Below are 12,898 nucleotides of genomic sequence, written 5' to 3'. Positions count from 1 at the left end.
GTCTTTTACAAAAATAATGTTATTGAATTAAATACGAACCATTTAACGAATATTAAAACTAAATTATTATGAAAGCTTTAAAAACAATTTTTACTATTTTATTAGTCGCAGTTTCTACAATTTCGTGCAGCAGCGATGACGGAACAAACGGAGTCGATGGAGAAAAAGGAGATACAGGAACAGCAAATGTTATTTATAGCGCTTGGTTAACAGCTCCAACAGCAGTTGCAGAAACAATAGACGGAACTTCAGGAATGTCTACCAGTATTAATGCACCGGAATTATCAGATGATATTCTTGCAAAAGGAACCATATTAGTGTATATGTCTTATGGCACAGGAACTTTTACATTACCTTATACATCATTGGCAGGCGGAACAGTTAATACAATTACTGCCATTTCTACTTTAAAGAAAATCAAGTTGTTCCGATTTACACATTCAGGATCAGGAACAGTAGGTCTTCCAACAACACTTAGCTGGAGATATATTTTGATTCCGGGCGGTGTTGCCGCTAAAACAGCAAAAGCAGCAAAACTGGATTATGCTAAAATGAGCTACGAAGAAGTTTGTGCACGTTTTAATATTCAACCGTAGTTTTTGAAACAAACCAAATAATAAAAACCAGTTAAATTAAAATATTATGAAAACTTTAAAAACACTTTTTGCTGTTTTATCAGTTGCGCTTATTACATTTTCATGCAGCAGTGATAACGACAGCGATGCAGTAAAATATAGTGAAGAAAATCCTTTAGATGCTTATTTGGCAGGTTCAGGATTCAACCAGAAAGCGTTAGATCAAAAAAACGCAGGAATTTATGAATATGGTTTTAGCTTTAAGCCAACCGTAACCGGAAAAATAAACGCGATAATAGTGAAAATTCCAGATGTAAATGCAGCTTTAAGAGTTACTTTATGGGATGCAGCAACAAAAACAGTTATCAAATCTGAAACTCTAAATGTAGCCACAGCAAACGTAACGGTAGAAAAAGCAATTACATCAATTGCGCTTACTAAAGGGAAAGAATATTTTTTTACGGTAAACAGCGATGACTGGATTAACAGGACAAAAACAGACGGATCTGCAGCTACTTATCCTATTGTAGCAGGAAATATTACAATTACAGGTTATGCTTATATTTCTAGTTTGGCAACAGAAACATTGTTTCCAACAAACGCACGTAATACATATTATGCAGGAGATTTAACTTTTAAATTTCAACAGACTGAATAAGTAATTTGTTAGATAGTTTTGAATTAGTTTTAAAAGGTTTGACGAAAGTCAGGCCTTTTTTGTGTTATTTTTTTAGCTACGAATTTCACGAATTAGCACAAATTATTTGTCAATTTTAATTGAATTAAAGATTTTTAAATAAATAGAATTCGTGAAAATTAGTGTAATTCGTGGCAAACTTTTTTTATTTTTAACGAATCTTATATTCCTCTAAAATGAAAATCTTCTACAGCTTTCTTGCGTTTTTTATGTTGATGACAATTGGGTTTTCTCAATCAAAACAAAAAGAAAAATTTTTAGTAGAAAATGGCGTTTCAGAACAATTGGCTAATTTTAGAAAATATCAGATTTCAGATTTGGGTTATGAACTTTTATTTGAAATTCCGAACCAGAAAAATGAAAATATTAATTCGAAACTGGATTTAAATTTGACTTTAACTGATTTGAGTTTGCCGTTGATTCTTGATTTTAAAGAGAAATCTGAAAACATAAAATCAATTCAGGTTAATGGAAAAAATGCAGTAATCAACCATGAAAATGGGCACATTTTTATAAATCAGAAAGATTTAATTTTAGGAAAAAATACAATTACCATTTCTTTTATCGGAGGAAATTTGTCTTTAAATAGAAACGATGATTTTCTATACACTTTATTGGTTCCTGATCGTGCAAGTACATTATTTCCTTGTTTAGATCAGCCGGATATAAAAGGGAGATATAAACTCCGTTTAACAGTTCCTAAAGATTGGTCTGTTTTAGCTGGAGCCCATGTAAAAGAAAAAGTCGAACAAGGCGATTTTGTAAAATATGAGTTTGAAGAATCAGATAAAATGAGTACTTATTTGTTTTCTTTTGTTGCTGGGAAATTCAAAAGTGTAACGCAGAAACCAGGCAATCTGGAAATGAACATGTTATATCGCGAAAACAATCCCGAAAAAATACAAATTAGTACCGATACTATTTTTAAACTACACCAACAATCATTAGACTTTTTAGAAAAATATACCCATTATAAATTTCCGTTTCAAAAGTTAGATTTTGCTTCAATTCCTGTTTTTCAATATGGCGGAATGGAACATGTTGGCGCAATTCAATACAGAGAATCGACTTTGTTTCTGGATAATAGCGCAACAGACAGCGAAAAACTTGATCGTGCAAAACTTATTGCGCACGAAACCTCGCACATGTGGTTTGGAGATTTGGTTACCATGAAATGGTTTGATGATGTTTGGATGAAAGAAGTATTTGCCAATTTTATGGCAGATAAAATCATGAATCCAATTTTTCCCAAAGTCAATCATAATCTGCAGTTTTTTAGTGCGCATTATGCCAGCGCTTACGCGGAAGATCGATCGTTGGGAACAAATCCGATAAAACAAAATTTGGCCAATTTGAAAGATGCCGGCTCGCTTTACGGAAACATTATTTACAATAAAGCACCAATTATGATGCGTCAATTAGAAGCTTCGATGGGAAAAGAAGCTTTTCAAAAAGGTATAGAAAAATACATAAAAAAATACGCCAACGACAATGCAGACTGGAACAATCTCGTAGAAATCCTGGATGCAGAAACGCCACTTGATATGAAAAAATGGAGCGAAGTCTGGGTAAACAAATCCGGGCGCGCCATTTTTACAGATAAAATAGAATACGATGCTGAAAACCGAATAAAGAAATTTGAAATTATTCAAAAAGCCGAAGATAAATCAGGAAATGTCTGGCCTCAGGTTTTTCAGATTGGTTTGGTTTATGCCGATAATGTCAAGGTTTTAAACGTTAATATAAAAGACAAAAAACTGATTTTAAAAGAAGCGATCGGACTTGAAAGACCGATTACGATTATTTACAATTATAATGGTTTTGGATACGGTGTTTTTCCGTTTGACTGGGATAATATAGAATATCTTTTGGTATTAAAGGATGAAGTTGCAAGAGCTTCTGCTTATAGCAATCTGTATGAAAATGCCTTGATCGGAAATGTTCTTGCCGAAAAAGCTTTTGATTGTTTTTTAAAAGGAATTCAATACGAACAAAACGAATTGGTGCTGAAAATAATTACCAATCAGACAAGTACTGTTTTTTGGAAATTCTTAACCGAAAATGACCAATACCCAAGACAAAAACATTTGGAAGATGTCATTTATGAACGTTTGCAAACCAATGTATCAAGTAATATTAAAAAGACTTTATTTAATTTATTCAGTTCAATTGCCTATTCAGATTCGGCGAAAGCCAAATTATACCAGATTTGGAATAAAGAAATTGTAATTCAGAATTTAAAATTAAACGAAGACGATTACACAAACATTGCAATGAATCTGGCCATTTTTAAACATGAAAAAGCAGATAAAATTCTGGAAAAAACAAAAACAACCATTACAAATCCGGATAAACAAAAACGTTTTGAGTTTTTAATTCCGTCTTTATCAAAAGACGAATCAGTTCGAAATGCTTTTATGGAATCTTTAAAAGACGATAAAAACAGAGAAAAAGAATCGTGGGTTTCTGTTGGTTTGTCAAATTTTCATCATCCGTTGCGTCAGGAAAGTGCGCAAAAGTATCTTAGATTTTGCTTAGATTTGACAGAAGAAATTCAACGTACCGGAGATATTTTTTTTCCGAAAGACTGGTTAAGTAATACTATTGGAAAATATTCTTCTAAGTTTGCTTTTGATGAAGTACAGAGATTCTTAAAAGAAAACCCTAATTTTAGTCCGATATTAAAACGAAAACTGTTGCAGGCGACAGACGGATTATATCGGGCACAAAATATTAAAAAAGAAACCGAATGAAAATTGAATCGGAAATAGAGAAAGTTTCAAGCTTTCAGCACCTCGAAATGCTGGCCAATCAGGTTGTAGAAGGTTTTATATCCGGAATGCATAAAAGTCCGTTTCACGGGTTTTCGGCTGAATTTGCAGAGCATAAAGTCTATAATGCCGGAGAAAGCACCAAACATATCGACTGGAAATTATTTGCCAAAACAGATCGTTTGTATACAAAACGTTTTGAGGAAGAAACCAATTTACGTTGTCATATTATTGTCGATAATTCATCGTCAATGCACTATCCTGAACTAAAATCGAATCAGCCATTTTATGAAAAAAAGATTGGTTTTGCGGTTTTGGCATCAGCAGTTTTAATGAATATTTTGAAGAAACAACGCGATGCAGTTGGTTTAAGTGTTTTTTCAGATAATTACGAATATTACGCACCCGAAAAAGGAAGCGATCGTCATCATAGAATGCTTTTGAATAAACTGGAAGAATTACTGCAAAAGCCAAAAGTCAAAAAAAGCACTGATACAATTACCTATTTGCATCAAATTGCAGAAAAAATGCACCGTCGTTCGATGATTATTCTGTTTACAGATATGTTTCAGTCTGAAGACGATGAGAAGCTTTTTAATGCACTACAACATCTAAAACACAACAAACACAAAGTAGTTTTATTTCATGTTATAGATAATGAAACAGAGCTAAAATTTGAATTTGATAATACACCAAGAAAGTTTATTGATTTAGAATCAGGCGAAGAGGTATCGATTTTTGCAGATAATGTAAAAGTAGAATATGAAAAAAGAGCAGGAGAGTACTTTAAAAACTTAGCTTTAACGTGTGCAAAGAACCAAATTAAGTACGTTCCGGTTAATGTTGGAGATAATTTTGAAAAAATATTGACTACATATTTAGTTGAAAAACAAAACTTTGGCTAAGAATTTGAAAATTAATTCAATTTTTTTTATCAAAACACTTGCAGAAACGAAATTCTGTACTATCTTTGCAACCGCAATAACGCAGAGGTTTGGTAGTTCAGTTGGTTAGAATACATGCCTGTCACGCATGGGGTCGCGGGTTCGAGTCCCGTCCAGACCGCAATATTGGGAAAAGCCTTTCGTAACAGAAAGGCTTTTTTGCCCAAATACGGTATCTAAGATTAGTTGTGTTGTTTTGCTACGACTTTGTAACTCGTAGCTGGTTTAGTAGTTAGACCAATGAAAAGCTTTCCACTTTTGTGGATGGCTTTTTTGATTTAAGCCTTTTCTGTTTTTGAAATATATAAGAGAAGTTAACCGTAGAGATTATTCCAAAGTTCGGGATACACAAAATCCGCAAAGTTTAAAAAAGCTTTGCGGATTTTGCGTTTATATGATTTATTGAATTAAATTTTAAAAAATAGCCCGTGGTTTCAACCACGCGGATACGGATTGTCTCATGATTATGTCTCCGTGGTTGCGTCCCCGTGGTTGAAACCACGGGTTATGTTTATAACCGATTGTGGATAATTATGTACGAAAAAACTTTAATAAAATTTCGAACTTTGTCAAAGGGCTGCGTATTCAATTAGAATTTGGTCCCGATACCTCGGGATAAAATATTGGAATTTAACCAATTAAAATTTTCTCAATTTTAATTCATAAAAACCCTTGCAGAATCCAAGTTCTGTTGTATTTTTGCAGTCACAATAAAGCAGTGGGTTTGGTAGTTCAGTTGGTTAGAATACATGCCTGTCACGCATGGGGTCGCGGGTTCGAGTCCCGTCCAGACCGCTTAAATTTAAAAATGCCTTTCTTAACGGAAAGGCATTTTTTTTATAATTAAAGTTTCATTTATGTTCTACGTTTATATTATTTATTGTAAAACTTTTGATGTTTATTACAAAGGTTTTAGTGAAAATGTTCCTCAAAGATTATTATATCATAAATGAAATTAAATAGAAAATCACTTGAAGCTTTGATTCAAGATCATAAATAAGAAAGGTAGAGTTGGTTAGGAACATGCCTGTCATCTCGTCTAAGGACGAGACGGGTTCGAGTCCTCTCGTTTCAATAACGAGACTAAATTTAAAAAAGCCTTTCCGTTAAGAAAGGCTTTTTTGTTTTATAACAATTTGAGATTTAACTACGCACAACACTAAGATTTAAGCAAAGTTATTTTAGCCACAGATTACACAAATTGACACAAATTTTGAAAATCCTTTTAATTCTTTAATCTGTGGCTAAACTTTTAAGCATATAAGCTTTGCGTCTTTGCGCTTAAATTTCTTTCTTATCTTTATAATAAGAAATCACAATAATGGAACAATCAACTTTTAAAGTAGACCAATATTACATTACAAAAGTAGATGCCGATAAAAAAAGCATTTATTGTCACCATGATATAATGGGAGAATTGTTTGTTCCAATCCACAAACACGAAAAAGCGCAAATGCTATATGCGGAAGGAGATGTAGTTTTTGTGACCACCGAAACGAAATCTTATTTTTTGCCTGCCAGACATTTTATTTGGATTCCTGCAGGTTTAGAGCATAGTATCGAACCAAAGTCGGAACATGTGATGATGCGAAATCTATATTTTCCAGTCGAAAAAGATGAAGATGACTTTTATAAAGCAGAAGGAATTTATCCGGTAAATAATTTACTGCTGCAAATGATGCTTTTCACCAATCGATGGAACGGCGATCTTAAAAAAGGAACTCCAAACTTTGCGATTGCTAAAGCAATAAAAGCAATTCTTCCTCAAATTTGTACTAATAATTTACCTTTAGAATTACCGCAACCAAAAGACAAACGACTTAGCAAAATTTTGCGTTACATCGAAAATAACCTTGGCGAAACAATTTTGTTTGCTGAGGTTGCTCATGAATTTGGTTACAGCGAACGCTCTTTGTATCGCTTGTTTCAAAAAGATCTTAAAATGTCTTTCATTCAATATTATACTATTCGCAGAATCCTAAAAGCGATTGAACTTTTATTAGAAAGAAAGCTTTCGGTAAAAGAGGTAGCCCAAGAAGTTGGTTATAATAGTGTTCCGACTTTTAGTAACACATTTTTCAAGATTTTAGGACAAAGACCTTCAGACTACTTAAATGGTGAGGAGATTTTAGAAAGAAAATAATCTATTTTTCTCTCGCAGATTTAGCAGATTGTGCGGATTTTATTTAATACATTAATAATCTGCTTGATCTGCTAAATCTGCGAGAGAAATCAAAAAATCAAAAAACAAACTTAATTTTATAATAAATTGTTTTTCAGCGATTTAATATAACGTTTTCGGGAAATACGATTTTAACATTTGTCCGAAATGAATATGTTATTGACTTTTTAGAATTATCAGTCACCAGAAAAATGCAGGAACTTTGCAACATAAATTATTATGCAATCATGTTCCTTAAAACAACACATTCTACAAAAGATTGTTTTCTTAAAATCCTGCTATTATTTCTAATCGTATTAGCATTCGATAGTTTACAAGCGCAGGAAATTCATTCGGTTTCTTTAAACGAAGCATTGAAACTGGCTAAAGAAAACAATAAAAAAATCCTTAGATCTCAATTAGAGACTACGCTCTCAGAGCAAAATGTAAAAGAAAGAAAAGAACTTCGCTTACCGGATATCGAATTGAACGGTGAGTATTCCAGAATTACCAATATTACTGAATTTAAAGGCAGCGGTTTCCTGAAAGACAAAGAAGTAACTAAGGCAATTCCTGAAATTTATCAGGTTAATTCAACCTTTAAAATGCCAATTTATGCTGGAAATAAGATTAATAACGCTATCAAAATTGCCAATCAGGAAAGCGAAATTGCCAAAATAAAAACAGAAAAAACTCAAAATGATATTGAGATCGAAGTTGTAGCAAATTATCTGGCGATTTATAAAATGATGGAACTTCAGAAGATTTTTGAAGAAAACATTAAAGAAGAAAAAAGCCGATTGAAAGAAGTTCAGTCGCTTCAAAAACACGGAACGATTACAAAAAATGAAGTCATTAGAGCCGAATTGCAGCTTTCGGATCGTGAATTAAGTGCGCTTACAAATTCCAAAAACATAAAAATTGCGCTTCACGATCTGAAAACTTTAATTCAGATTCCCGAAAATGAAGAAATAGCAATCGATACAACGGCCAATATTGATGAAATGAAAGGTTTAGATCCGTATGATTTTTATTTGGAAAAAGCTTTTCAGAATGAAGAAATGCGAATTGCGAGCCAGGAATTAAACATCAAAAAAACCGAACTGAAATTGGTTAAAGGAAATTATCTGCCAACGGTAAACTTTTTTGGTAATTATGGTTTTTATTATCCAAACTACAAATTTTTTCCGCCAAATCCTTATTTGTACACTTTGGGACAAGTGGGTATCGAAGCGCATTTTGATATTTCGGCTTTGTATAAAAATAAAACTAAAGTAGAGCAAGCTAATACAAAAATCGAATGGCAGCAAATTCAGTCTGAAATTATAAAAGATGAAATTCAGGATAAGTTGTTTAAAGAGCATACACAATATCAGGAAATCCTTGAAAAATTTGTGGTTGTAGATAAAGCTTTGAATTTAGCCGATGAAAACTACCGTATTGTAAAACTAAAATACCTGAACCAATTGGTTTTAATAACCGAAATGGTCGATGCAGATAATGCTTTGCTTCAGGCAAAATATAACAAAATTTCTACCCGATTGGATGCAGTTCTAAAACATTACGAATTGCTTCATACGGCGGGAATACTTCCGCAAGGCTAGAATGTTAGATTTAAGAGATTAGAAGCAAGAAGTTAGAGGCAAGAAAATAGAATATAGAGAATAGAAAATAGACAAGAAAAAGATATAGAGTTTATGGTTAAGATAAAAAATGAAACTAGAGCAAATAAATCGTTTCATATACTAATAACAATTATTGCGTGTGTGCTTGTGGTAAGCGGTGTTATTTTGGGAATTTGGTTTTACGTATTCAACAGAAACCACGAAGAAACCAATGACGCTCAGGTAGAACAATATGTAACGCCAATTATGTCGAGAATTACCGGTTATGTTCAGGAAGTTCGTTTTGATGAAAATCAGTTCGTTCATAAAGGTGATACTTTGGTTGTGATAGACAATAGAGAATATAAATCGAAACTAAATGTGGCTCTTGCCGATGTTCAAAGCGCGAAACAAAGCAGCGTTGTGGCCGAGAAAAATGTGGCAACAACGGCAAGTTCAACTGCAATTGGAGAATCGCAATTGGCTGCGGCCAAAACCAATCTTTGGAAAACGAAATTAGAATACGAACGTTACAAAGCTTTGGTTCAGGAAGAAGCGGCAACATCTCAACAATTAGAAAAAGTAAAAGCAGATTATGAATCGGCACAAGCCCATTTTCAGGAAATGCGAGACAGGATTCAGTCCTCTAATTTGAGTACTTCTCAAGCGCAGGCAAACGTTCCTACAATGCAAACAAATATTGCATCGAAACAAGCTGTGGCAGATAATGCAGCATTGTTTCTTTCGTACACGATAATCACGGCGCCTTATGACGGTTGGGTCGGAAAAAGAACCATACAGCCGGGACAATTGGTAAAAGAAGGACAATCGTTGCTTTCTATAGTAAGCAAAGAAAAATGGATTACGGCCAATTTTAAAGAAACACAATTGCAATATTTAACCGTTGGTCAGGAAGTTAGAATTAAAGCTGATGCTTTAAACGATAAAGAATTTACAGGAATTGTAATGTCGTTATCGCCTGCAAGTGGCGCACGATTCTCGTTATTGCCTCCGGATAATGCAACAGGAAACTTCGTAAAAATCGAACAAAGAATTCCGGTTAGAATTCAATTGAAAGACACTGATAAACAAGCTGATTTTTTAAGAGCCGGAATGAACATTACCGTTATTGCCGAACACCAATAAAATGGAAGATAAAAGTATTTTTAAATCCTGGGTTCCAAACTGGGCAATCATCATTATCTTATTTGTGTGCTTATTGCATTCGATGATTTTGTTGGGCGTTTACAGTTCGAACGTGGCATACGCAGCGAGTTTTCTGGATATTGAAGCCGAAGATTTGCAGTTTGCCATGTGTGTAACTTACGGAACTTTGCTGGCAACAATTCTGATAGAAAGCCGATTTTCGAATTACTTTCCTCCAAAAAGTTATTTAATCGCGCTTTATATATTAATTGCTATAACGATAATTTCATCAGCATATGTAACCAATTTTGCTGTTTTCATTATGTTAAGAGTTGCCGAAGGAATCTTGATGGCTTTGCCGGTTATGATTTTGAGACAATTATTAGTAGAACGTTTTAATTCTAAAAATGCCATTATTATTGGGTTTTCGTTTTATTACGGATCGCTTTTATTGGCAACGCCGTTTATAATGAATATTGCGGTTTGGTTTCTGGATCATTACGATTGGAAATACATGTTGTACGTTTCAGGAATGCTGCAGCTTATTAATGTTTTCCTGATTTTGGTTACGTTTAGAAGTCATAGAATTACAAAGAAAATCCCATTGTATCAAGTCGATTTATTGAGTTATGTTTTGGTTTTAACTTCGATTTTAACCGGCGCTTACTTTTTTGTTTATGCCGAAAAAAAATATTGGTTCGAATCTTCACAATTGATTCTGGCATTAATAATGTGTTTAATAACAGGAGGATAATTCATTTTTAGACAACTACTTGTAAAACGACCAAGTTTTGATTTTGAGGTTTTTAAATATGCGAATCTAAGAATTGGTTTTCTACTGTTCTTTCTTTTTTACATCGCCAGAGCAACCTTAAGCCTTTGTCATAGCGCCATGTTTTCGATCTGGAATTGGGATCCGTCGCGTGTTGCCGGAGTGCAATATATAAACGGACTCGGAAATGTAATTGGACTTGTTTTAGCCGCATTTTTTCTGATGAAATCCTTGTCGACCAAATACATATTTATGATTGGTTTTGCGCTTTTGGCCGTTTATCATTTTTGGTTTACGTTTCTGTTCGTGTCCGATGTTTCGCTGAGTGATATTATTATTCCGTATATATTGCAAGGAATTGCGGTTGGAATTTTATTTGTGCCTTTGGTTTTGTTTACCGTTACGGCGGTTCCCACAAAAATGATGACTTCATCTGGAATTATTGGGGTTTCGGGACGTTTCTGGGGAAGCACAATTGGCTTTTGTATCATGCAAAATGCACAAGTATTCCTGAATAAAAAACACTTTTTAAAACTAAGTCAATTCGTAACAGGCGAAAATCCCGAAGCTCAGGAAACGCTTTCAAAAACAGCGCAGGGTTTTATGGCAAAAGGATATTCGCTTGACGATTCGAATGCATTGGCTTTAAAAAAAGTTTTTAGCACCGTTGCCAAACAATCGACTTTATTATCGAATATGGAAATTTATACCATTGTTGGATATGGTTTACTGATTTTAGTTGTTTTAATTGGTTTCAACCAGCATTTAAGACACACGGCGAATTTGTTTAAAAAGAAAATTTGGATAAGCTAAAATAACGTATAGTTAAGGATTGATTGCCCTTAACTTTTTTGATTGATGATGAGAAAGCCCGTGTGTTGATTGCACGGGCTTTTTTTGTGATTTATTCGAAAAAAACTTTTTCATTATGATTTGTGAGGTACAAACAAGTATTACCTTTCTCGTCTTCTGCTTTTTTTAAGTCAAAAATATAAGATCCCTCAGATTGTAAATTTCTCTCTGTGCCACAGTCACTCCAATTAAGTTGAGATATCTTTTTTTTATTTACGATTCCGCTAATTTGTTCATACGGAATTCCGCTATCAAAAAGAAATTCCTTATAATCTATATATTCTGTTGAATTTCCATTTTTCAGATTTTCAATAAAAGTTCCTGCTATTACTAAGGAATCAATGTCTTTTCCGGTTTTGTTGTAGAACTTGATGTGTAAATTTTTAAAGTTTAAATAAAATGCAGAACCAATTATTATCAAAATAATAAAGATCATGATTTCTATTTTTCTTTGTTTTGATATTTGCATCTCTAAAATTATTTTAATGGTTTAATGTGTTCTAAGGTTACTTATATTGAGCATTATAATTACATATAGAAAAACAGAAGAACTCAATAAAAGCCATAAAACCTTTATAAACAACTTTGTTTTCAAATCCCGAAGAATCGAAATAGAATTAGCTAAAGAAAAAAAGAAAAGTAGAAAACACAAGATTAAATGTCCCATGCTTCCATAAACGTATATCCAATGAAATTCAGTAGAAATTCGAAACCGTTCAATATATGGTCTTGCTGCGCAGCTTAATACAAACAAAAGCGGAATTGCAATTGCTAACTTTTGAGTATAATGAAGATTCTTAAATTTTTTCAATGTCGTTTTATGGATTTTTGTTTTGAAAAAATGGCTTAATTGAAATGTAAAGTAATTTGAAACTATTTATTTTTAATTTTCAAAAACACTTCATTTCTAAACCAGTTTTCATCTTCTGAAGTTTCAAAAACTCGTTTTGGAAAGTATATACATTGAGTTTTTGAAACGTATAAAAGATAAAGATCTTTCAATTCTAAAACTTTTATGAAATTCCGCATATCCATTGTGCCTTCAGAGATTTCTCCCATACGAGTAATAATTTTGTCGGGGAAAATTTCATGCTGTCTTTCGGTATAAAAAATCTTGTTTTCTTTTGAATTTACAAATCTCCAATAAACAAAAATCATATAAAGAGGAAAAAGAAATCCAAAAACCATAATCGAAGAGTTAAGATAATCTTTATTGTCACCAAAAAGAATAGCAATAGAAAGGATCAACATAAATACAAGAAAATACCATCGTTTTTTTAATAAAATTCTAATAATAAACGAGAAGTATTCTTTTTTGGTAAGTTGAAATTTTTTGGTTTTAATCATTGGTGTTTTTTTTGGTTTGGTGTAAAATT

The 12,898-nt window shown here is 33.0% G+C and carries 12 protein-coding genes and 2 tRNA genes; 12 read left to right on the top strand and 2 right to left on the bottom strand.

Features of this window, described 5'->3' with window-relative positions; all coding sequences use genetic code 11:
* Nucleotides 1-68 precede the first annotated feature (68 nt).
* From GKZ86_RS03505 to GKZ86_RS25420, 12 genes are all read left to right on the top strand, one after another.
* The gene (locus GKZ86_RS03505) at nucleotides 69-596 is read left to right on the top strand and encodes a hypothetical protein (RefSeq protein ID WP_154781712.1); all 528 of its coding nucleotides are present in this window, start codon (nucleotides 69-71) and stop codon (nucleotides 594-596) included.
* Nucleotides 597-642: 46 nt separating this feature from the next.
* Nucleotides 643-1,233: a DUF4082 domain-containing protein gene (locus GKZ86_RS03500; RefSeq protein ID WP_154781711.1), complete on the top strand. Its 591-nt coding sequence runs from the start codon at nucleotides 643-645 to the stop codon at nucleotides 1,231-1,233.
* 215 nt (nucleotides 1,234-1,448) lie between these two features.
* Nucleotides 1,449-4,025: a M1 family aminopeptidase gene (locus GKZ86_RS03495; RefSeq protein ID WP_154781710.1), complete on the top strand. Its 2,577-nt coding sequence runs from the start codon at nucleotides 1,449-1,451 to the stop codon at nucleotides 4,023-4,025.
* Nucleotides 4,022-4,948, top strand: a complete 927-nt coding sequence (locus GKZ86_RS03490; RefSeq protein ID WP_154781709.1) for a DUF58 domain-containing protein — start codon at nucleotides 4,022-4,024, stop codon at nucleotides 4,946-4,948. The genes GKZ86_RS03495 and GKZ86_RS03490 overlap by 4 nt, the downstream gene beginning before the upstream one ends.
* Before the next feature lie 86 nt (nucleotides 4,949-5,034).
* A tRNA-Asp gene (locus tag GKZ86_RS03485) sits at nucleotides 5,035-5,108 on the top strand.
* 600 nt (nucleotides 5,109-5,708) lie between these two features.
* A tRNA-Asp gene (locus GKZ86_RS03480) sits at nucleotides 5,709-5,782 on the top strand.
* Between the two features lie 62 nt (nucleotides 5,783-5,844).
* Nucleotides 5,845-5,940, top strand: coding sequence for a GIY-YIG nuclease family protein (locus GKZ86_RS25590; RefSeq protein WP_154781708.1), 96 nt, complete (start codon nucleotides 5,845-5,847; stop codon nucleotides 5,938-5,940).
* Between the two features lie 368 nt (nucleotides 5,941-6,308).
* On the top strand, nucleotides 6,309-7,130 hold the full coding sequence (locus GKZ86_RS03470; RefSeq protein ID WP_154781707.1) for an AraC family transcriptional regulator: 822 nt from the start codon (nucleotides 6,309-6,311) through the stop codon (nucleotides 7,128-7,130).
* A gap of 230 nt (nucleotides 7,131-7,360) precedes the next feature.
* Nucleotides 7,361-8,752: a TolC family protein gene (locus GKZ86_RS03465; RefSeq protein WP_230328234.1), complete on the top strand. Its 1,392-nt coding sequence runs from the start codon at nucleotides 7,361-7,363 to the stop codon at nucleotides 8,750-8,752.
* A 93-nt stretch (nucleotides 8,753-8,845) separates the two neighbouring features.
* The gene (locus tag GKZ86_RS03460) at nucleotides 8,846-9,898 is read left to right on the top strand and encodes an HlyD family secretion protein (RefSeq protein ID WP_154781706.1); all 1,053 of its coding nucleotides are present in this window, start codon (nucleotides 8,846-8,848) and stop codon (nucleotides 9,896-9,898) included.
* Nucleotide 9,899: 1 nt separating this feature from the next.
* Nucleotides 9,900-10,652 carry a hypothetical protein gene (locus GKZ86_RS25425; RefSeq protein ID WP_228526517.1) on the top strand — a complete coding sequence of 251 codons (753 nt, stop codon included), beginning with the start codon at nucleotides 9,900-9,902 and terminating at the stop codon, nucleotides 10,650-10,652.
* A 138-nt stretch (nucleotides 10,653-10,790) separates the two neighbouring features.
* Entirely contained in the window at nucleotides 10,791-11,483 is a 693-nt protein-coding gene (locus tag GKZ86_RS25420) for a hypothetical protein (RefSeq protein ID WP_228526516.1), read from the top strand.
* A 91-nt stretch (nucleotides 11,484-11,574) separates the two neighbouring features.
* On the opposite strand, the gene GKZ86_RS03450 is transcribed toward GKZ86_RS25420, so the two are convergent.
* Nucleotides 11,575-11,991, bottom strand: a complete 417-nt coding sequence (locus GKZ86_RS03450; RefSeq protein ID WP_154781705.1) for a hypothetical protein — start codon at nucleotides 11,989-11,991, stop codon at nucleotides 11,575-11,577.
* 404 nt (nucleotides 11,992-12,395) lie between these two features.
* On the bottom strand, nucleotides 12,396-12,869 hold the full coding sequence (locus GKZ86_RS03445; protein WP_154781704.1) for a YcxB family protein: 474 nt from the start codon (nucleotides 12,867-12,869) through the stop codon (nucleotides 12,396-12,398).
* Nucleotides 12,870-12,898: the final 29 nt, after the last annotated feature.

It is taken from the genome of Flavobacterium sp. LC2016-13, from assembly GCF_009707955.1.
Taxonomy (GTDB): Bacteria; Bacteroidota; Bacteroidia; order Flavobacteriales; family Flavobacteriaceae; genus Flavobacterium.
Note: the sequence above shows the minus strand (reverse complement) of the source record. Positions and strands in the feature narration are given on the sequence as shown.

Bases quoted from the DNA above. Each gene is read 5' to 3' on its own strand.
- GKZ86_RS03500 (WP_154781711.1), top strand. From the start codon at position 643: ATGAAAACTTTAAAAACACTTTTTGCTGTTTTATCAGTTGCGCTTATT.
- GKZ86_RS25590 (WP_154781708.1), top strand. From the start codon at position 5,845: ATGTTCTACGTTTATATTATTTATTGTAAAACTTTTGATGTTTATTAC.
- GKZ86_RS03460 (WP_154781706.1), top strand. From the start codon at position 8,846: ATGGTTAAGATAAAAAATGAAACTAGAGCAAATAAATCGTTTCATATA.
- GKZ86_RS03505 (WP_154781712.1), top strand. From the start codon at position 69: ATGAAAGCTTTAAAAACAATTTTTACTATTTTATTAGTCGCAGTTTCT.
- GKZ86_RS03490 (WP_154781709.1), top strand. From the start codon at position 4,022: ATGAAAATTGAATCGGAAATAGAGAAAGTTTCAAGCTTTCAGCACCTC.
- GKZ86_RS25420 (WP_228526516.1), top strand. From the start codon at position 10,791: ATGTTTTCGATCTGGAATTGGGATCCGTCGCGTGTTGCCGGAGTGCAA.
- GKZ86_RS03445 (WP_154781704.1), bottom strand. From the start codon at position 12,869: ATGATTAAAACCAAAAAATTTCAACTTACCAAAAAAGAATACTTCTCG.
- GKZ86_RS03470 (WP_154781707.1), top strand. From the start codon at position 6,309: ATGGAACAATCAACTTTTAAAGTAGACCAATATTACATTACAAAAGTA.
- GKZ86_RS03450 (WP_154781705.1), bottom strand. From the start codon at position 11,991: ATGCAAATATCAAAACAAAGAAAAATAGAAATCATGATCTTTATTATT.
- GKZ86_RS03465 (WP_230328234.1), top strand. From the start codon at position 7,361: ATGCAGGAACTTTGCAACATAAATTATTATGCAATCATGTTCCTTAAA.
- GKZ86_RS25425 (WP_228526517.1), top strand. From the start codon at position 9,900: ATGGAAGATAAAAGTATTTTTAAATCCTGGGTTCCAAACTGGGCAATC.
- GKZ86_RS03495 (WP_154781710.1), top strand. From the start codon at position 1,449: ATGAAAATCTTCTACAGCTTTCTTGCGTTTTTTATGTTGATGACAATT.